Origin of the sequence: Saccharopolyspora cebuensis (genome assembly GCF_039542665.1) — a bacterium.
GTDB classification, from domain to species: Bacteria; Actinomycetota; Actinomycetes; order Mycobacteriales; family Pseudonocardiaceae; genus Saccharopolyspora; species Saccharopolyspora cebuensis.
Genome location: NZ_BAABII010000016.1, coordinates 270,055 through 287,807 on the forward strand (window position 1 = coordinate 270,055; position 17,753 = coordinate 287,807).

Consider the following 17,753-nt stretch of genomic DNA (forward strand, 5'->3'; position numbering starts at 1 on the left):
AACGGGCAGCGGCCGGGGGCGCGCTGATGGCCGACCTGTCGCTGCCGGTGCTGGTGGTGCTGGCGCTGATCGGTTTCGCCGGGGGCGTCGGCATCACCGCCGTGGGCCCGGGCGGGGTGCTGCCCACCATCGGCCTGTTCGCGCTGACCGGGCTGGCCCCGGCCGAGGTGGCGGGCACCGCCATCGTCACCCACGTGGCCACCGGAGCGCTGGCCACCGCCGCCTACACCCGCTCCGGGCACCTGCGGGAACCGCGCACCCGGCGGGACGCGCTGGTGCTGGCCGGCACCGCCGTGCTCGGCACCCCGCTGGGCGTGCTGCTCAACTCGGCGGTCTCCGCCAGGGCGTTCGGCCTGGTGCTCGCGGTGTTCCTGGTGCTGGTCGCCGCTCTGGTGTGGTACCGGGATCGCCGCGCGCCCGCCGCCCCGGCGGTCCGGCCGCCCGAGCCGGCGGTGGCGGCGCTGGGGCTGGCGGTGTCGGCGGCCAGCGGCGTCGTCGGCATCGGCGGACCCATGCTCACCGTGCCGCTGCTGGTCGCGCTCGGCGTTCCGGTGCTGTCCGCGCTGGCCGCGGCGCAGGTGCAGTCCATCGTGATCGCCGGGGTGGGCACCCTCGGCTACCTCGCCCACGGGGCGATCGACTGGCCGCTGGCCGCCCTGGTCGGCGTGCCCGAGCTCGCCGGGGTGCTGCTGGGCTGGAAGCTCGCCCGCGCGCTGCCGACCCGCGGGCTGAAGTACGCCCTGATCGGCACGCTGGTCGCGCTCGCGCCCTACCTCGCCCTGCACGGCTGAGCACCGCTGACCGGCGATCAGCGCCGCGATGGGCTACAACCGGGAGATGGCCGATTTCGACACCTCCGCGTTGACGCCGGGGCAGAGCCGCAGCGCCCCCGACGGGGAACGGATCGGGTGCTCGGCGGGGGGCCGGTTGGTCCAGCTCCGCAAGCGGGTCTCCGAACCCGGCTTCGTCGTCACCGTCGACGCCGAGCCGCGCCCCGAGGTGCCCGCCGAGCTGATGACCCACGAGTGGGCCGCGGCCAACAGCGAGTTCGCCCGGCTGATGCGGGAGTACTAGCGCGTGCCCCGGTCCAGGGTGCCTTCCCGGAACGAGGGAGGAGAGCGCGATGGCACGTGTGTTCGTCGTCGATGACCACGAGATCATCCGGCGGGGGATCGCCGCTCTGGTGCAGGCGGAGGCCGACCTCGAGATCGCGGGCGAATCCTCGTCGGTGGGGGAGGCGCTGGCCTGGGTGCCGAAGGTCCAGCCCGACGTGGCCGTGCTGGACGTGCGGTTGCCCGACGGCAACGGCGTCGAGCTCTGCCGGGAGCTGCAGTCCCAGCTCCCGGGCCTGCGCTGCCTCATCCTGACCTCCTACGACGACCACGACGCCCTGATGGACGCGATCATGGCCGGTGCGGCGGGTTTCGTGCTCAAGGAGGCGGTCAGCGACGAGATCGTGCGGGCCATCCGGATCGCCGGACGCGGCGAGTCCCTGCTGAGCCCGCAGAAGTCCGAGGCCATGCTGCGGTGGCTGCGCAAGGAGCAGGAGCAGGCCGACCCGCTGCGCGAGCTCACCGACCGCGAGCGGCAGGTGCTCGAGCTCGTCGGCGAGGGGCTGACCAACCGGGAGATCGCCAAGCGGATGTACCTGGCGGAGAAGACCGTCAAGAACTACGTCTCCCAGATGCTGGCGAAGCTGTCGATGCGGCACCGCAGCGAGGCCGCCGTGCTGGCCACCGAGCTGCGCCTGGACCGGGGTTCCCGCGACCGGCGGTAGCGCGGGGACGGAGCAGCGGGGGAGCGGGAGGCGCGATGGCACCGCAGGACCGGCCGGACACCGACCCGGTGGTGCTGACCCGCCTGCTGCTGGGGTTGCGCGACCTCCGCGACGGCAACTTCCGGCGGCGGCTGGCGTTCACCGGCGGCGGGCTGCCCGCCGAGGTCGCCGCGGTGTTCAACGAGCTCGCCGAGCGCAACCAGCGCCTCGTCGCCGAGCTGGAGCGGGTCAGCGCCGCGTCGGCGGAGGGCAGCCGACCGATCGCCCCGGTGCGGGTGGACGGCGCGCCCGGCGGCTGGGCCCGGGCGGCGTCGGCGGCGGACGCGCTGGTCCGGGAGCTGCCCGGCCCGCCGGCCGAGCTGCAACGGGTGCTCGGCGCGCTGGCGCGCGGCGACCTGGCCGCACGGTTGCCCCGCCGCGCCGATGACGTCGCGCTGCCCGGCGGCTCGGCCGCCGACGCGAACCGGTCGCTGGACCGGGTGGCGCGTGCGGTCGAGGGGATCGTCCGGGTGGTGCGCGAGCTGGGCGTCGAGGGGCGCTTCGGCGGCCGGGTCGACCCCACCGGGCTGGCGGGCACCTGGTTGGAGCTGGCCGAGGCGGTCAACGGCACCTCGGCGGCGCTGGCCGCGCAGGTGCGCGACGTGGCCGGGGTGACCGGTGCGGTCGCGGCGGGCGACCTGTCCCGGGAGATCACCGCCGAGGCCCGCGGGGAGATGGGCGAGCTGGCCGGCACGATCAACGCGATGGTCCGGCGGCTGGCGGTGTTCGACGAGGAGGTTTCCCGGGTCGCCCGCGAGGTCGCCGAGGAGGGCAGGCTCGGGGCGCGCGCCGAGGTGCCGGGCGCGCGCGGCCGCTGGCGGGAGCTGACCGGGGCGGTGAACCTGCTGGCCGACGACCTCACCGCGCAGGTCCGCGACATCGCCGCGGTGGCGACCGCGGTCGCGCGCGGGGACCTCACCCGCAAGGTCGACGTGGCCGCCCGCGGCGAGGTGCTCCAGCTCAAGAACACGCTCAACGCCATGGTCGACCGGCTCTCCGCGTTCGCCGACGAGGTGATCCGGGTGGCGCGGGAGGTCGGCACCGAGGGGCGGCTGGGCGGCCAGGCGCGGGTGCCGGGGGTGGCCGGGACGTGGCAGGAGCTCACCGACGGGGTCAACACCATGGCCGACAACCTGACCGGCCAGGTGCGCGGCATCGCCCAGGTGACCACGGCGGTGGCCGGCGGCGACCTGTCCAAGCGGATCGACGTGGCCGCCCGCGGCGAGATCCTGGAGCTCAAGACGACCATCAACACGATGGTCGACCGGCTCTCCGCCTTCGCCGACGAGGTGACGCGGGTGGCCCGCGAGGTCGGCACCGAGGGTCGGCTCGGCGGTCAGGCCGAGGTCGCCGACGTCTCCGGGACGTGGCGGCGGCTCACCGAGAGCGTCAACCGGCTCGCGGGCAACCTCACCACCCAGGTCCGCGCCATCGCCGAGGTCGCCACCGCGGTCGCCGAGGGCGACCTGAGCCGGGAGATCACCGTGGCCGCGGCCGGGGAGGTCGCCGAGCTCAAGGACGACATCAACGCGATGATCGGCAACCTGCGGGAGACCACCCGGGCCAACCGGGAGCAGGACTGGCTCAAGAGCAACCTGGCCCGGCTCTCGGCGGTGGTGCAGGGCGGCCACGAGCTCGACGTGCTGGCCCGGTCGGTGCTCGACGAACTGGTCCCGCTGGTCGATGCCCAGTACGGTGCCTTCTTCCTGCGCCGCAGCGATCCCGACGGGCGGGCGGTGCTGGAGCGGACCGCGGGCTACGGCGTGCCGCCCGGGGCCGGGACGTCCCGGGTGCGGCCCGGCGAGTCGCTGGTCGGCCAGGTCGCGTCGAGCGGGCGCACCGTGCTCGTCACCGACGCGCCGCGGGAGCACGTGCGGATCGGCTCCGGGATCGTCGAGGCGGACGCGGTGAACCTGGTGGTGCTGCCGGTGCGGTTCGAGGACGAGGTCCTCGCGGTGCTGGAACTGGCCGCGGTGCGCCGCTTCGCGCCGGTGCACCTCGACCTGCTGGAGCGGGTGACCGGCACGATCGGCGTCGAGGTCAACACCATCATCTCCAACTCCCGCACCGAGGAGCTGCTCGCCGGGTTCCAGCACCTCGCGCAGCAGTTGCGGGAGCGTTCCGAGCAGCTCCAGACCCAGCAGGACGAGCTGCGCCGCTCGAACACCGAACTCGCCGAGAAGGCGACCCTGCTGGCCAGCCGCAACCGGGACATCGAGCTGAAGAACCTGGAGATCGAACAGGCCCGGCAGGACCTGGAGGATCGGGCGCGCGAGCTCTCCCGGGCCTCGGCCTACAAATCGGAGTTCCTGGCCAACATGTCGCACGAGCTGCGCACCCCGCTCAACAGCGTGCTGATCATGGCCAAGCTGCTCGCCGAGGACCGGGAGGACACGCTCACCCCGCAGCAGGTGGACTTGGCGCGCACCATCCACCAGGCGGGCACCGACCTGCTGCGGCTGATCAACGACGTGCTGGACCTGGCCAAGGTGGAGGCGGGCCGGATGAACCTGCTCACCGCGGAGGTGGAGCTCGCCGAGCTGGCCGCGGACCTCGACGCGCTGTACCGGCCGGTGGCCGAGGACGCCGGGCTCGGCTTCGACGTGGTGGTCGACCCCTCGGTCCCGCCGACCCTGCGGACCGACCGGGACCGGCTGGAGCAGGTGCTGCGCAACCTGCTGTCCAACGCGGTGAAGTTCACCGACCGCGGCCGGGTCGAGCTGCGCGTCCGGGCCGCCTCGCCGACCGAGGTGGGGGCCGCGGCGCTGCGTTGCGCGCCGCAGCGGGTGGCCCTCGAGGTGCGCGACACCGGCCGGGGCATCCCGGAGGACCAGCTCTCGCGCGTGTTCGAGGCCTTCCAGCAGGTCGACGCCACCGCCGTGCGGGAGCACGGTGGTACCGGGCTCGGGCTGTCGATCAGCCAGGAGCTCACCGCGCTGCTCGGCGGCGAGCTCGCGGTGCGCAGCGAACCCGGCCGGGGCAGCACCTTCGCGGTGTTCCTGCCCACCGCGCCACCCGAGGAGGAACCGGCGGAGGCCGAAGTGGACGTCCCACCGCGAGCTGAGCCGGAGACCGGGGTGCGGCCGCGGTTCGACGGCGAGCGGGTGCTGCTGGTCGACGACGACGAACGCGGGGCGCGGGCGCTGGCGATGCTGCTGGAGCAGCACGGGCTCGAGGTGGTGACCGCCGGGGACGCCTTCGCCGGGATCAGTGCGCTGCGCGAGCACGAGGACGTCCGCGCCGTGCTCATGGACGTGATGATGCCGGAGCTCGACGGTGATGCGGCGATCCGGTTGATCCGGGAGATGCCGCGCTACCGCGAGCTGCCGATCATCGCGGTGACGGCCAAGGCCATGCCCGCCGACCGGGAACGCAGCCTGGAAGCCGGGGCCACCGACTGCGTGGCCAAACCAGTGGACGCCGACGCGCTGCTCGGCCTGCTGGCCGAGCAGCTGCGCCGGTGAGGCCCGCTCACACCAGTTCGACGTCCTCGCGCGTGCGGGGCCCGGTGCGGACCAGGGGGTCTTCCCGGACCTCGCGCCACAGCGAGTAGGCCAGGCCGATCATGAGCACCACGAACGGCGCGGCGCTGATGATCACCGCCTGCTGCAACGCCTCCAGGCCGCCGGCGAGCAGCAGCACCACGGAGGTGAGGCCGGTCAGGCCGCCCCACACCGCGAGCACCGTCGCGCTCGGACGCGGGTGCCCGTCGGAGGACAGCATGCTCAGCACGTAGGTGTTCGCATCGGCACCGGAGACGAAGAACATCAGCACCAGCACCGTCGCGATCAGCGAGGTGAGCGTGGACAGCGGGTAGGCCGAGAGCATCGCGAAGATCGAGCCCGCGGCGTCGGCCTGCGCGGCCTCGGCGACCTGGCCGCCCTGGAAGGCGTCCTGGAAGATCGCCGAACCGCCCATCGTGGCGAACCAGAGGAAGAACACCGCGCTCGGCACGCCGAGCACCGCCAGGACGAACTCGCGGATGGTGCGGCCGCGGGAGATCCGGGCGAGGAAGACGCCGACGAAGGCGCCCCAGGAGATCCACCAGGCGAGCATGAAGTACGTCCAGCTCTGCATCCAGTCGAGCTGGCCGAAGATCCCGGTGCGCAGGCTCATCGGGACGAAGTCGCCGATGTAGAGGCCGAGCGATTCCACCAGCAGGTTGAGCACGAACCCGCCGGGACCGACCAGCAGCACGAACCCGAACAGCAGCGCCGCCAGCGCCGTGCTGGATTCGCTGAGGAAGCGGATTCCCTTGTGCAGCCCGGTGATCGCCGAGATGGTGAACAGCACCGTGACCACCGCGATGATCGCGATCTCGGTGCCCACCCCGCCGGGCAGCCCGAGCACGTGGCTGAGCCCGCCGCTGATCTGCATGGCGCCGAGGCCGAGCGAGGTCGTGGTGCCGAACAGCGTCGCGAAGATCGCCAGCACGTCCACCGCCTTGCCCACCGGTCCGTCCACAGCGGACCCGAGGAGCGGGCGCAGCATCGGGCTGATCAGTCCCTTGCGGCCCTTGCGGTGCATCGAGTAGCCCAGCGCGATGCCGAACACCGCGAAGATCCCCCAGGCGTGCAGGCCCCAGTCGAAGAAGGAGTGCTGGAGCGCGACCACCGCGGCGTGCTTGCTGCCGGGTTCGGCGAGGTCGTGCGGCGGTTCGGCGAAGTGCGTGATCGGCTCGGTGACGCCGTAGGTGATCAGGCCGGAACCCATCACGGCGGCCAGGATCATGGCCAGCCAGCTGATGGTGCGGAACTCGGGGCGGTCGTCGTCGGCGCCGAGCCGGATGCGGCCGCAGCGGCTCGCGGCGAGCCAGGCGAGGAAGCCGAGGATGCCCAGCGCCGAAACCAGGTAGACCCAGCCGAAGTTGCCGGTGACCCAGTCCAGGACGGTGCCGGTGACGGCGTTGAGGCTTTCGGTGGACAGCACCGCCCACAGCACGAACACGGCGCACAGCGCCACCGAGGAGAAGAAGACGGGGCCCGGTTTCGCGGGCGCGGTATGTCGGTCGGGTGCGTCGGACACGGAGAACTCCCGGTGGATGCGCTGGAGCGGAGCACGCGGACGCGCGGCGGCCGGTGCGGAATCGGAGAGGCAGGTGGGTGCGGACGTGCGAGCCCGATCGATTCACGAGTGGTGGGGAGTGGGGCTCTTCCTGCCGGGGACGGTGCGCGCCGGGGCTGACCCGCGGGCGCGAATGCTCCGATCGACCGTACCGGACCGCGGGAGGGCCACCAACCCGCGTGGCGTCCCGGCGCGGTGTTCCGGGTCCGTCGCGGCCGGGTGACCAGCGCGGACCGGGCGACGGGCCGAGGTGTGACGACCGCCTCGCCGCCGGTGCGCCGGTCGGTCTCGTTGCGCGTTGTGCGCATATGCGGATAGTTTCGGTGCGATTCTTGCGCGAAGTGCGCAAGAGTGAGGAGTGCGGCGGTGGGGACCGAGGTGCTGGTCGTGGCGGACGACCTCTCCGGGGCGGGCGATTCCGGGGTGCCGTTCGCGGTGCGGGAGCTGCGCACGCTGGTGTCGTTGCGCGCCGCCGGGACCGCCGAGGTCGTCGTGGTGGACACCGACAGCCGGGGCGCGGCCGCGCCCGAGGCGGCCCGCCGGGTCGCCGGTGCGCTGCGCGCGCACGGCACCGGGCGGCTGGTGCTCAAGAAGGTCGACTCCACGTTGCGCGGCAACCTCGCGGCCGAGGTCGGCGCCCTGGCCGAGCACGCAGCGGGCGCCGGGGTGCTGCTCTGCCCGGCCTCGCCGGCGACCGGCCGCACCGTGCTCGGCGGCGTGGTGCACCTCGGCGGCACCGCGCTGCACCGGACCGACGCGTGGCGCGCCGAAACCGCGGCCCCGCCGCCCGCCGTGGCCGCCGCCCTGGAACCGCTGCGGGTGCGCCACCTGGCGCTGCCGACCGTGCGCGGCGAGCCGGAGCGGCTGCGGGCGCGGCTCGCCGCGCTGCTGGCCCCGGGGGACGTGGTGATCGCCGACGCGGTCACCGGCGCGGACCTGCGGGCCCTGGTCGAAGCGGGCGTCGCGCTGCCCCGCCCGCCGCACTGGGCCGGTGCCGCCGGGCTCGCCGAGGCGCTGGCCGACCGGGTGCGCCCCGGGCGCACCGCCGCCGCGCTGCCCGCGGTGTCCGGCCCGGTGCTCACCGTCGTCGGCAGCGCCAGCGCCGTCTCCCGGGCGCAGGCGGAGGTGCTCGCCGCGCGGGGCGCGCGGCACGTCGACCTGCCGGTGCGGCGGCTGCTGGCCGATCCGGCGGGTTCCGCGGGGCCGGTGCGCCGCGCGCTCGACGCGGGGGACGCGGTGGTCACCCTCGGCGGACCGGTGGACCCGGCTGCGGCGTCCCGAATCGGCGCCGCGCTGGCCGGGGCCTGCGCCGGAGCGGGCGACGGCGCGGCGCTGCTGGTGCTCACCGGGGGCGAGACCGCGCGGGCCGTGCTGGCCCGGCGCGGCACCACCGCGCTGCGGCTGATCGCCGAACTCGAACCGGGCGTCGTGCTCGCCCGCGCCGACCCCGGCGACCAGCTCGTCATCACCAAGGCCGGTGGCTTCGGCGCACCGGAAGCGCTGCACCGGGCCATCGCCGCGGTGCGACCGGGAAGAGCATGACTGCCCACCATCACCATGGGCGACGCGGCCCGGCTCTGCGGGGTCGACGTGCCCGGCGCCACCGCCGTCGTGGTCTGGGCGCCGGGGCTCAGGTGGGGATCGGGGGTCTGCCCGCGGCGCGCTCCGGTGCCGACGCGGTGGGCAGCGTGCGGGGCAGACCGGGGCGGTGCAGCGCGGAGACGAGCAGCGCCGCGCACCCGGACAGCGCGGCGGCGACCACCGGCGCCGCGGAGGAGCCGCCCGCGGCCGCCACCGCGAGGCCGATGCCGAGCAGGCCGCTGACCGCCTTGGCGCTGTAGACCAGGCCGTGCACCTCGGCGCTGCGCCGGTCCCCGAAGCACTCCCGGGCCAGCGCGGCGAACAGCGGGTAGAAGGCGCCGCCGCCGATCCCGGCGACCAGCGCCGCCACCAGCAGCGGCCCCGGACCGGCGGCGGGCAACGCCAGCAGCAGGAGCACCTGGCCGAACGCCTGGGCGGCCATCACCAGGCGCAGCGCGCGGCGACCGCCGAGCCGGTCGGCGACCGGGATCGCCAGCGCCCGCCCGGCTCCGCCGGTGGCGGCGAAGGCGGCGACGGCGAGGGCACCGACCGCGGGGCCGTGCCCGAGCCGCACCGCCAGCACCGCCAGGACGGCGGCGTTGAACAGCGACACCGTCGCCGCGCAGCACAGCGCACCGGCCATGACCGGCAGCACCGGCGTGCGCAGCGCCTCCACCGCCGAGAACTGGCGCACGGCGGGAGGGGCGCGGAACCGCCCGGGGTGCGCGGCCAGCGCCCACCGCCGGGGATCGACGTGCTCGGGCCACCAGTGCGGCGGCGGGTCCGACAGCAGCAGCCCGCAGCCCAGCACCACGGCCGCGACCACCCCGGCCAGCACCGGCAGCGCGGCGACCGACGCCGCGCCGTCGAGGGCCAGCGCCACCGCGAACGGCGCGGAACCCCAGGCGAAGGCCCCGGTGACCGAGGCGACCCGGGCGGCGGAGCGCTCCGGGAACCACCGGCCCGCGGTCGCGGTGCACGCCGCGTAGACCAGCCCGGCGCCGGTCCCGCCCAGCGCGGAGTAGCCGATCAGCAGCACCGCGAGGTGCTCGGCGCGGGCCAGCGCCAGCAGCCCGAGGCCGGACAGCAGCGCTCCGGCCACGAGGACCGCCCTCGGGGCCTTCCCGGGGCGTCGGCGGGCGACCGGGTAGGCGGCCCCGGCCTGGAACACCGTCCACAGCGCCAGCGCCCAGAGGAGCTCCGGCGCGGTCCGGCCGGTGCTCGCGGTCAGCGCCGGGACCGCGGCGCCGAAGGCGTACTGGCCGGTGCCGACCACCAGCACCGGAACCCGGCAGGCCCACAGCAGCGCGGTGCGGGAGCGGCCGGCGAGCTGCCGGGGGCTCTCGCCCACCCGGTAGGGCCTGCCGAGGTGGTCGCGCAGCACCCGGTGCGCGGGCGGGAGGAAACCGCTGCTCGCTCGGTCCATCGGTCACCCTCCCGAGGTGTCGGGGCTCACACGGCGAACCCGGTCGATTTTCGGCATACTGTATGCAGGAGAACGCGACGAGGAGGTGAACACACCATGCGACGACTGCGTTCCGCCCTGCGCCACTTCGCCCGGCTGCCGCGCGGCTACGCGGCCGACGGGCGGCTGCTCGGTCTCGGTCTGGCGACCGCGATGGAGTCCAGCAGGCGCTCCGCGGGCGGGGACCGGCCGGTCGCCGTCCCCGCGCAGCGGACCCCGCGCTGATCGCCGCGCATCAGCTCGACCGCCGGGCCGACCAGGCGTGCCCGACCCCGGTGAGCCGTTCGTGCACCCACACGAAGCCGATGGCGAACCCGATGCTGAGCATCGCCTGGTAGGCCAGGAACCCCAGCGGGCTCGGCGGCAGCGCGAAGCCGCCGTCGAGCACCAGCCGGGTGCCGACGTCCTGGACCAGCCGGGCCAGCGGGAACCCGATCACCCAGAACAGGGCCACCGGGGCGAACGCGCCGCCGCGCAGCACCCCGTGCGCCCGCAGCGCCCCGTAGCCGATCCCGAGCAGCGCCAGGGGCAGCGCCAGCAGCACCCCGGTGGTCACCGCCCACGCCACCGGAGCCCCGGCGACCAGGGGCAGCACGCCGGCGAACAGCCCCGCGCAGCACGCGATCAGCAGCCCCGGCGCGACCCGGTCCGGGGACAGGGCGACGACTCGACCCATCTCAGCTCACCACCACTCCGAAGCGGAACAGGCTGAAGAACAGCATGCCCAGGTAGAACACCGCTCCCGCGCCGATCACCAGGTTGGTGAACACGTTCGGCCGGATCGGTTTGGGCAGCATCAGGTTGTTCACCAGCAGCAGGACCACGCAGTAGGCGCCCATCGCGAACGTGGACAGGAAGGCCAGGATGTCCAGGATCGCGCTGGGACCGTCGGCCGGGCCGAACAGCAGGATCAGGATGCCGAAGCCGATCACGCCCCACAGGAACCCGGCGTAGAGGTGCGACATCTTCAGCCGCCGCGCCCCCGGCACGAAGTGGTAGGTCATGTCCGCCTGGCCCCGGGAGAACGAGTCGAACAGGCCCAGCGTCGCGTTCAGCCCGATCAGCGCGAGGAAGCCGAGGAACACCGACCCCAGCACCGGGCTGCCCGCGGAGGCGAAGGCGCTGGCCATCGCGTTGAGCGCGGCGTCCCGGTCGCCCTGCTCGATGAGCGTGCGGACGTTGGGGTTCTCCCGCGCCGCGGACTGGGCGAGCACCGTGAACGAAACCGTCACCAGCATCGTCACGCCCCAGAACAGCAGCAGTGCGTCGAAGGTGACCCAGCGCCGCCAGCCCTTCCACTTGCGCATCTCCTCGGGGTCGTCGGTGTCGAACATGAACCCCCGGCTGGGCATCGCCTCTTCCTCACCGGCGTGCCGCAGCCCCCGGATGCGCGGGATGTGCGCCCCCATCCCGGCGCCCTTGTCCCGCAGGTGCAGCGTGTACCACATCTGCTGCATCCCGGAGGGCCCGGCGAAGGCGATCGAGCCGACCACGATGGGGAACCAGGTGGCCGACATCGCCTCCTCCGGGAAGTAGCCGAAGTGGAACATCCCGGTGAGGGTGCTGACGAGGTCGTTGAAGTTGCCGACCATCGCGGCGATCACCGTCGCCCCGATCACCAGCAGCCCGATCAGGAACGACAGCACGTTCTCCAGCAGGCTGTAGATCACCTTGGCCAGGCTGAACAGCACCCCGACCAGCAGCAGTCCGAGGCAGGCCGTGACCACCCACGGGATGCCGGTGATCTCCTCGAACGCCGCCGCGCCCGCCGACAGGTGCCCCGGCCAGATGTAGACCACGATCGCCGTGACGAAGAAGAACCACATCACCGGTTTGGCGATCCGCGCCGCACCGGAGAAGATGCTCTCGCCGGTGGCCATCGCGTAGCGCGCCATCTCCAGCATCACGAACGCCTGCAGCGTGACGCCGATCAGGAACAACCACCGGATCTCCGGGCCGAACACCAGCACCAGGCGCGGCCACATGTAGGACTCGCCCATGCCCACGCCCAGCGCCACCAGGAACACGGTGGGACCGAGCAGGTGCACCGACGGCGGGGACTCGGGCAGCTCGCGGATCGGCATCGGTTCGAGCCGGCCCGCCTTCCACACTCTTGATTCGCCTAACGCGGGCTCCGCGTCTTGGTTTCCAGGTGCCTTCTCAGCGTCCACTCCGGACCTCCTAGTCCGCGATCGATCGAACCGGACGGTGCGGAGCGCGGCAGGGCGCGGGTCGCCCCGGGGCCGGGCCGTCCAGCGCGTTCCTCACCGGTCGCGGCGGGCGAGGGACGGGCTGGTGCGGTCCCGGAGCCGGGGTCGGCGCACGCGGTGTCGGCTCCGCTACCCGAGCAAGCCCGCCGCCCGGGCCCACCGGTACTTGGCCCCGAGCACCGCGACGGGCTTCTCGGTCGTGTAGGGATAGGCGACGATGCCGTGGTCGAACAGGTACTCCGCGGCCTTCTCGACCTCGGTGTCCCCGGCCAGCGAGGCGACGATCGGCTTGTCGATGCCCTGCTCGCGGGCCTCCTCGGCGACCCGCGCGGCGAGTTCGGCGAACACCATCGGCGGGGTGACGATGGTGTGCCAGTAGCCGAGCACGAGGGAGTGGATGCGGGGGTCGCGCAGCCCGAGCCGGAGGGTGGCCTCGTAGGTGCTGGGCGGCTCGCCGCCGGTGATGTCGATCGGGTTGCCCGCGGCCCCGAACGGCGGGATGTGCCGCCGGAACTCGGCGTCGAGGTCGTCGGGCACCTCCATCAGCCGCAGGTCGTTGGCCACGCAGGCGTCGGACAGCAGCACGCCGGATCCGCCCGCGCCGGTGATGATGACGACGTTCTCGCCCTGCGGGGTGGGCAGCAGCGGCACGCCCCGGGCGTACTCCAGCATCTCGTTGAGCCCGGGCGCCCGGATGACGCCGGACTGGCGCAGCACGTCGTCGTAGACCTTGTCGTCACCGGCCAGCGCACCGGTGTGCGAGCTGGCCGCGCGGGCGCCGAGCGCGGTGCGGCCCGCCTTGAGCACCACCACCGGCTTGCGCCGGGTGACCCGCTGCGCGGCCTCGACGAAGGCGCGGCCGTCCTTGAGGTCCTCCAGGTGCATCGCCACGCAGCGGGTGTTGTCGTCCTGCTCGAAGTAGGTCAGCAGGTCGTCCTCGTCCACATCGGACTTGTTGCCCAGGCCGACGATCGCGGACACGCCCATCCGGGTGGTCCGGCTGAAGCCGAGGATCGCCATCCCGATCCCGCCGCTCTGCGAGGTCAGGGCCACGCCGCCGCGCACGTCGTAGGGCGTGCAGAACGTCGCGCACAGGTTGTGCCAGGTGGAGTAGTAGCCGTAGATGTTGGGGCCGAGCAGCCGGATGCCGTGCTCCCGGGCCACCGCGACGACCTCCTCCTGGAGCTCGACGTTGCCGGTCTCGGCGAAGCCGGAGGGGATGAGCACCGCGGCGGCGACGTTCTTCGCCCCGCACTCCGCCAGCGCGGCGGCGACGAACTTGGCCGGGACGGTGAACACCGCCACGTCCACGTCACCGGGGACCTCGCCGATGCTGCGGTAGGCGCGGCGCCCCATGATCTCGTCGGCCTTCGGGTTGACCGGGTGGATGTCCCCGGCGTAGCCGCCGTTGATCAGGTTCTTCATCACCGAGTTGCCGATCTTGCCGTCCTCGTTGGACGCGCCGATGACGGCGATCGACGACGGGTTCATCAGCCGCCGCATCGCCCGCAGCACGTCCTGCTCGGAGTGCCGCACGGGCTCGGCCGGTTCCTCCTCGGACAGCACCACCCGGACGTCGGCGGCCACCGCGCCCGCGGCCGTGGCGAACACCGGGTTGAGGTCCAGCTCGCTGATCCGGGGGAAGTCGTGGACCAGGTCCGAGACCCGCCGCAGGACCTCGGCCAGCGCCTCGGCGTCCACCGGCTCGGCGCCGCGGGCGCCGCGCAGCACCTCGGCGGCGGCGATGTCGTCGAGCATCCCGCGCGCCTGCTCGGCGGTCAGCGGCGCCAGCCGGAAGGTGACGTCCTGGAGCACCTCCACCAGCACGCCGCCGAGGCCGAAGGCGACCACCTTGCCGAAGGTCGGGTCGGTGGTGGCGCCGACGATCACCTCCTGGCCGCCGACGACCTGCTGCACCTGGACCCCGGTGAGGCGCGCCTGCGCGTCGTGCGCCCGCGCGTTGGCCAGGATCGCGCGGTAGCCTTCGCGCACCGCCTCCGCGCCCTCGACGCCGACGAGCACGCCGCCCGCCTCGGTCTTGTGCAGGATGTCCGGGGACACGATCTTCAGCGCCACCGGCCCGCCGAACCCGGCCGCCAGCGCCACCGCCTCGTCCTCGGTCGTGGCCAGCCCTTCGCCGGCCGCGGGAATGCCGTAGGCGTCGCACAGCGCCTTGGCCTCGGGAGCGGTCAGCGCGGTGCGGCCGTCGGCGAGCGCGCCGTCGAGCACCGCGCGCGCCGCGGTCTGGTCGTAGGCCATCTAGATCACTCCGTTCGCCTTGAGCGCGGTCAGCCGGTCCGCGTCGATGCCCAGCCGTTCCTGGTACACCTCGCCGTTGTGCTCCCCGAGCAGCGGCGAGCGGCGCACCGCGACCGGCGATTCGGAGAGCTTGATCGGGCAGCCCACGGTGGTGAACGCGCCCCGCTCCGGGTGGTCCACGGTGACGATCATGCCGTTGTCCGCCAGCGAGGCGTCCTCGATCAGCTCGCGGGTGGACAGGATCGGACCGCAGGGGATGCCGTGGGCGTTGAGGCTGGCCAGCACGTCCCACTTGCCGTGGTGGGCCGACCACTCCTCGATCATCCCGAACATCTTGTCCAGCTTGGACAGCCGCGCTTCCGGGGTGGCCCAGTCCGGGTCCTCGGCCAGTTCCGGCCGCCCGATCAGCCGCGCGATCGGGGCCCAGCCCTGCGGTTGCACGATGACGTAGATGTAGTCGTTCGGACCGCCCGGGCTGCACCGCAGCGCCCAGCCGGGCTGACCGCCGCCGGAGGCGTTGCCCGAGCGCGGCACCTCCGCGCCGAAGGAGTCGTTCGGGTACTCGTCGAGCGGACCGTGCGCCAGCCGCTGCTGGTCGCGCAGCTTGACCCGGCAGAGGTTGAGCACCGCGTGCTGCATCGCCACCGAGACCCGCTGCCCGCGGTCGGTGCGCTCCCGCTGGAACAGCGCCGCCAGGATGCCCGCGACGGTGTGGATCCCGGTCCCGGAGTCGCCGATCTGCGCCCCGGTGGCCAGCGGCGGCCCCTCCTCGAAGCCGGTGGTGCTCATCGAACCGCCCATCGCCTGGGCGACCACCTCGTAGGCCTTGTAGTGCGTGTAGGGGCCCTCGCCGAAGCCCTTGATCGAGGCGTAGATCAGCCGCGGGTTCAGCTCGCGCAACCGGTCCCAGGTGAAGCCCATCCGGTCCACCGTGCCCGGTCCGAAGTTCTCCACCAGCACGTCCGAGGAGGCCACCAGCTCGGTGAACATCTCCTTGCCCTCATCGGACTTCATGTTCAGCGTGATGCTGCGCTTGTTGCAGTTGAGCATCGTGAAGTAGAGGCTGTCGGCGTCGTCGAGGTCCCGAAGCTGGCGCCGGGTGATGTCCCCGGTGGGGGCTTCGAGCTTGACCACGTCGGCGCCCAGCCAGGCCAGGATCTGCGTCGCGGACGGTCCGGACTGGACGTGCGTCATGTCCAGCACCCGGACCCCTTCTAGAGCGCTCATGCCGAGCTCCTTCGGGCGGTGGGATCGGTCGGTGGCCGGCAGCGGGGAGCTACTTGTACATGGTCTGGTTCATCGTTCCGGGCGCGTAGACGTCCGGATCGACCCAGACGTTGATCAGCGACGGCTTGCCCGACTCGCGGGCCCGGCGCAGCGCGGGGCCGATCTCGGCCGGGTCCCGGACCTCCTCGCCGTAGCCGCCGAGCATCCGGGCGAACCGGCTGTACTCGACGTCGCCCAGGGTGTTGCCGACCCGGCCGCGGTCGTCGCCGTACTTGGCCATCTGGCCGTAGCGGATCTGGTTCATCGACGAGTTGTTGCCGACGATGCCGACGAAGGGCAGTCCGAAGCGGACCATCGTCTCGAAGTCCCACCCGGTGAGGCTGAACGCGCCGTCGCCGAACAGGCAGACGACCTCCTTGTCCGGGCGGGCGTGCTTGGCGGCCATCGCGAACGGCACGCCGACGCCGAGGGTGCCCAGCGGACCCGGGTCCATCCAGTGCCCCGGCGACTTCGGCTGCACCACCTGACCGGAGAAGGTGACGATGTCGCCGCCGTCGCCGATGTAGATCGAGTCCTCGGTGAGGAACTCGTTGATCTCGTGCACCAGCCGGTACGGGTCGATGGGGGAGGCGTCGGAGTGCTGCCGCGGCAACCGCTTCTGGTACGCGGCGTCCTCGACCTCGCGCAGCTCGCGCACCCAGGCGCCGCGGCCGGCGGCGCCGTTGTCCAGCCGCCCGGAGGTGGCCTGGGCCAGCGCGGTGAGCACCGCGTCGGCGTCGCCGACGATGCCCAGGTCGACGTCGCGGTTCTTGCCGACGGTGCGGTAGTCGAGGTCGATCTGCACCACGGTCGCCTCGCTGGACAACCGCTTGCCGTAGCCCATCCGGAAGTCGAAGGGGGTGCCGACGATGATGATCAGGTCGGCGTTGTCGAAGGCGTAGCGGCGGGCGAGCTGGAAGTGCAGCGGGTCGGCGGGGGACAGGGTGCCGCGTCCCGCGCCGTTCATGAAGGCGGGCACGTTGAGCTCGCGGACCAGCTTGACCGCCGAGTCGGTGGCCCGGCACCCCCACACCTGGCTGCCCAGCAGGATGCACGGCTTCTCGGCCTTGGTGAGCAGGTCGGCGAGCCGTTCGATGCCGGCCGGGTCGCCGGCCGAGCGCGTCGAGGAGCGGTACTGGCCGCCGGCCGGCACCCGGGCCCGGTCCACCGGCACCCGCGCGTCCAGCACGTCGCGCGGGATCTCCAGGAACGATGGGCCGGGCGCGCCGTGGTAGCACTCCCGGAAGGCCATCGACACCAGGTCGGCGACCCGTTCGGTGTGCGGCACGGTCGCGGCGAACTTGGTGATCGGGCCCATCATGTCGACGTGCGGGAGGTCCTGCAACGAGCCCATCTTGTGCTGGGAGAGCGCGCCCTGTCCGCCGATCAGCAGCAGCGGGCTCTCGGCCCGCAGCGCGTTGGCGACGCCGGTCACCGCGTCGGTGGTGCCGGGGCCCGCGGTGACCACGGCGCAGCCGGGGCGTCCGGTGATCCGCGCGTAGCCGTCGGCGGCGTGCGCGGCGACCTGCTCGTGCCGGACGTCGATGACCTCGATGCCCTCGTCGACGCACCCGTCGTAGATGTCGATGATGTGCCCGCCGCACAGGGTGAAGATGGTGTCGACGCCCTCCGCGCGGAGTGCCTTGGCGACCAGATGCCCCCCGGAGATCAGCGGGGCGTCGGCGGCGTGGTCGGTGGAGGTGTGGGCCATGGCGGAGTCCTCATCCCCTCGGCGATCGGCATACTGCATACCGTATGAGCTTCAGGGATACCGCAGTCGGCCGTGGGTGTCCACCGCCCAGCCGCCGGGTTGCGACGTCCAGGTGAACCCCGCTCGGTCGTCCATTGCGGACGGTGGGTCCGGCTGATTCCGGCCGCGTCGCACCGCGTTCCTCCGACAGGACGATCGGCGCGGTGCGCAGAACGGACGCTTGTCGGGTGGTAGCCATACAGTATACTGCATTCACGAATGCCGGTCCCCCGTCGTCGCGCCCTGTCGTCGTGCCCCGTTGTCGCGTCACGGGCCGCCCGCGGCGGCGAACCCGGTCGGCGTCGGGGTCGGGAACGCGCTCGGCGACCGGCCGGACCGGCG

13 protein-coding genes are annotated in these 17,753 nt (G+C 73.4%); 6 read left to right on the forward strand and 7 right to left on the reverse strand.

Translation table 11 applies throughout. From position 1 onward, the window contains the following. Nucleotides 1–26: 26 nt before the first annotated feature. Genes ABD976_RS21420 through ABD976_RS21435 form a run of 4 tightly spaced genes read left to right on the forward strand, consistent with a single transcriptional unit; the run spans nucleotide 27 to nucleotide 5,280 of the window. The gene (locus tag ABD976_RS21420; protein WP_345365981.1) at nucleotides 27–791 is read left to right on the forward strand and encodes a sulfite exporter TauE/SafE family protein; all 765 of its coding nucleotides are present in this window, start codon (nucleotides 27–29) and stop codon (nucleotides 789–791) included. A 46-nt stretch (nucleotides 792–837) separates the two neighbouring features. Beyond that, nucleotides 838–1,074 (forward strand): hypothetical protein, encoded by a 237-nt coding sequence (locus tag ABD976_RS21425; protein ID WP_345365983.1) that lies wholly within the window; start codon nucleotides 838–840, stop codon nucleotides 1,072–1,074. Between the two features lie 49 nt (nucleotides 1,075–1,123). Beyond that, a complete protein-coding gene (locus ABD976_RS21430; protein WP_345365985.1) occupies nucleotides 1,124–1,777 on the forward strand; it encodes a response regulator in 654 nt (217 codons plus the stop codon). Nucleotides 1,778–1,812: 35 nt separating this feature from the next. Beyond that, nucleotides 1,813–5,280, forward strand: coding sequence for a HAMP domain-containing protein (locus ABD976_RS21435; RefSeq protein ID WP_345365987.1), 3,468 nt, complete (start codon nucleotides 1,813–1,815; stop codon nucleotides 5,278–5,280). Between the two features lie 7 nt (nucleotides 5,281–5,287). Here the strand turns inward: ABD976_RS21435 and ABD976_RS21440 are convergent, their stop codons facing one another. Then, a complete protein-coding gene (locus ABD976_RS21440) occupies nucleotides 5,288–6,841 on the reverse strand; it encodes a BCCT family transporter (protein WP_345365989.1) in 1,554 nt (517 codons plus the stop codon). 405 nt (nucleotides 6,842–7,246) lie between these two features. Between ABD976_RS21440 and ABD976_RS21445 the strand changes: the two genes are divergently transcribed. Continuing rightward, complete coding sequence (locus ABD976_RS21445) at nucleotides 7,247–8,422, forward strand: four-carbon acid sugar kinase family protein (RefSeq protein WP_345365991.1); 1,176 nt, start codon at nucleotides 7,247–7,249, stop codon at nucleotides 8,420–8,422. A gap of 88 nt (nucleotides 8,423–8,510) precedes the next feature. Here ABD976_RS21445 and ABD976_RS21450 read toward each other — a convergent pair whose 3' ends face one another. Next, entirely contained in the window at nucleotides 8,511–9,887 is a 1,377-nt protein-coding gene (locus ABD976_RS21450) for an MFS transporter (RefSeq protein ID WP_345365994.1), read from the reverse strand. Between the two features lie 96 nt (nucleotides 9,888–9,983). Here ABD976_RS21450 and ABD976_RS21455 point away from each other — a divergent pair, with 96 nt between their 5' ends. Continuing rightward, a complete protein-coding gene (locus ABD976_RS21455; protein WP_345365996.1) occupies nucleotides 9,984–10,151 on the forward strand; it encodes a hypothetical protein in 168 nt (55 codons plus the stop codon). A 10-nt stretch (nucleotides 10,152–10,161) separates the two neighbouring features. Here the strand turns inward: ABD976_RS21455 and ABD976_RS21460 are convergent, their stop codons facing one another. The 5 genes from ABD976_RS21460 to ABD976_RS21480 form a co-directional block, all read right to left on the reverse strand. After that, nucleotides 10,162–10,602, reverse strand: coding sequence for a hypothetical protein (locus tag ABD976_RS21460; protein WP_345365998.1), 441 nt, complete (start codon nucleotides 10,600–10,602; stop codon nucleotides 10,162–10,164). A gap of 1 nt (nucleotide 10,603) precedes the next feature. Next, nucleotides 10,604–12,010 carry an Nramp family divalent metal transporter gene (locus ABD976_RS21465; protein WP_345366000.1) on the reverse strand — a complete coding sequence of 469 codons (1,407 nt, stop codon included), beginning with the start codon at nucleotides 12,008–12,010 and terminating at the stop codon, nucleotides 10,604–10,606. A 255-nt stretch (nucleotides 12,011–12,265) separates the two neighbouring features. Beyond that, nucleotides 12,266–14,395 (reverse strand): acetate--CoA ligase family protein, encoded by a 2,130-nt coding sequence (locus ABD976_RS21470; RefSeq protein ID WP_345366002.1) that lies wholly within the window; start codon nucleotides 14,393–14,395, stop codon nucleotides 12,266–12,268. Next, on the reverse strand, nucleotides 14,396–15,622 hold the full coding sequence (gene frc, locus ABD976_RS21475) for a formyl-CoA transferase (RefSeq protein WP_345366004.1): 1,227 nt from the start codon (nucleotides 15,620–15,622) through the stop codon (nucleotides 14,396–14,398). 49 nt (nucleotides 15,623–15,671) lie between these two features. Further along, nucleotides 15,672–17,372 (reverse strand): thiamine pyrophosphate-binding protein, encoded by a 1,701-nt coding sequence (locus ABD976_RS21480; protein ID WP_345366005.1) that lies wholly within the window; start codon nucleotides 17,370–17,372, stop codon nucleotides 15,672–15,674. Nucleotides 17,373–17,753 lie beyond the last annotated feature (381 nt).

Excerpts from the sequence above, each read along its gene's own strand:
- ABD976_RS21420 (WP_345365981.1), top strand. The coding sequence starts at position 27 with ATGGCCGACCTGTCGCTGCCGGTGCTGGTGGTGCTGGCGCTGATCGGT.
- ABD976_RS21425 (WP_345365983.1), top strand. The coding sequence starts at position 838 with ATGGCCGATTTCGACACCTCCGCGTTGACGCCGGGGCAGAGCCGCAGC.
- ABD976_RS21430 (WP_345365985.1), top strand. The coding sequence starts at position 1,124 with ATGGCACGTGTGTTCGTCGTCGATGACCACGAGATCATCCGGCGGGGG.
- ABD976_RS21435 (WP_345365987.1), top strand. The coding sequence starts at position 1,813 with ATGGCACCGCAGGACCGGCCGGACACCGACCCGGTGGTGCTGACCCGC.
- ABD976_RS21450 (WP_345365994.1), bottom strand. The coding sequence starts at position 9,887 with ATGGACCGAGCGAGCAGCGGTTTCCTCCCGCCCGCGCACCGGGTGCTG.
- ABD976_RS21455 (WP_345365996.1), top strand. The coding sequence starts at position 9,984 with ATGCGACGACTGCGTTCCGCCCTGCGCCACTTCGCCCGGCTGCCGCGC.
- ABD976_RS21460 (WP_345365998.1), bottom strand. The coding sequence starts at position 10,602 with ATGGGTCGAGTCGTCGCCCTGTCCCCGGACCGGGTCGCGCCGGGGCTG.
- ABD976_RS21465 (WP_345366000.1), bottom strand. The coding sequence starts at position 12,010 with ATGCCGATCCGCGAGCTGCCCGAGTCCCCGCCGTCGGTGCACCTGCTC.
- ABD976_RS21470 (WP_345366002.1), bottom strand. The coding sequence starts at position 14,395 with ATGGCCTACGACCAGACCGCGGCGCGCGCGGTGCTCGACGGCGCGCTC.
- frc (WP_345366004.1), bottom strand. The coding sequence starts at position 15,622 with ATGAGCGCTCTAGAAGGGGTCCGGGTGCTGGACATGACGCACGTCCAG.
- ABD976_RS21480 (WP_345366005.1), bottom strand. The coding sequence starts at position 17,372 with ATGGCCCACACCTCCACCGACCACGCCGCCGACGCCCCGCTGATCTCC.